Consider the following 1,130-nt stretch of genomic DNA (forward strand, 5'->3'; position numbering starts at 1 on the left):
AATAATTTGATTTCCAAGACCGTCCATTTTGCTAAATGGCGTTTTCATGAAACTTCTCTATTTCTAATGATTACTTATTAAGGGATATATGACTGAAAATATTATAAATTTCTAGTGTTTAATAAATATAAAATTGGGTACATAAATTATTTCTTTTAAAAATAAGTGATTTTAACCTGTTTTTTTTAATTTGTTAATTTATCTTTGTAATTATAACAAATATTCGCTTAATTTTTTTGTGAACTTATTTATTGTCGTGGGAGAGAGTACAGACATGGTGTTTTCAAAAGTTTCGTTTTTCGTTGCACTATCAACTGTAATGCTTTTAGAGGGATGTTCAACAGCGCGGTTTGGTAGTAATGACAATAGTAACGCATTAGAAGTTTTTTATCCATCTCAACAAACGACAATATTGGAAGCGTCTGATCTGTCGTCTGCTTCTTCGTCGATATCTGAAGATGCAAACACTCCGATGTATGAAAAAGGAGATTCTCAGAGTGATGGACGAATGGTTAGTCTCGAATTGCCAAGCAATGCCACTGATTTATTTCCTGCAAGTATTGCGGGGGTATGGAGTCTTTCTATGGGGGGTAAAGTTTGCCGAATTGCAACGCCACAAACAAAGTTTGGACAAGGGTACCGTGCTGGTCCTTTACACTGTCCAGGAATTGTTTCTCAAGTAAGATCGTGGGCGGTTAAAGGAAAGAAATTATATTTTTATAATAACTCTGGACGTGTTATCGTTGCTCTTTATTCTTCAAGTGTTGATCGTTTTGAGGGACGTACACTTGACGATCGTCATGTTGTTTTAAGCCGTTAGATCATTTTTGACCGTTTATGAAAAAGTAAGTTATAGAAACAGATTCGTGAAAAGAATTTGTATTTTTCATTGAGAACGGTTTGAAAAAGGTTGTTTGGATGATTCTTGTTTCAACACGCTATAAGGAGTTGGTCTCTGAAGGAGAAGTTTGTTTTGATCCAGCTCAATTAGTTGTAACAGAGCATTTTGATCATTTATTAAAAAAAATTGAGGAACAAAATGCTTCTCGTCCGTGGTTTTTGGTATTTTTGTCTTTTTTAAAAAGAATACTTAAAAGGAAAAAACAAAATATTGCTCGTGTTGCAAAACA

1 protein-coding gene and 1 pseudogene are annotated in these 1,130 nt (G+C 33.7%); both read left to right on the plus strand.

Annotated features, from left to right (window positions below; all coding sequences use genetic code 11):
• Positions 1-274: 274 nt before the first annotated feature.
• The gene (locus ACFIO3_RS13560; RefSeq protein ID WP_375607898.1) at positions 275-820 is read left to right on the plus strand and encodes an AprI/Inh family metalloprotease inhibitor; all 546 of its coding nucleotides are present in this window, start codon (positions 275-277) and stop codon (positions 818-820) included.
• Positions 821-918: 98 nt separating this feature from the next.
• Positions 919-1,130, plus strand: a pseudogene (locus tag ACFIO3_RS13565) (cell division protein ZapE); the annotation flags it as partial.

The organism is Bartonella sp. AD328YNZD, assembly GCF_042196425.1.

What these genes read in the sequence shown, in the direction of transcription:
- ACFIO3_RS13560 (WP_375607898.1), top strand. Translation starts at nt 275, where the DNA reads ATGGTGTTTTCAAAAGTTTCGTTTTTCGTTGCACTATCAACTGTAATG.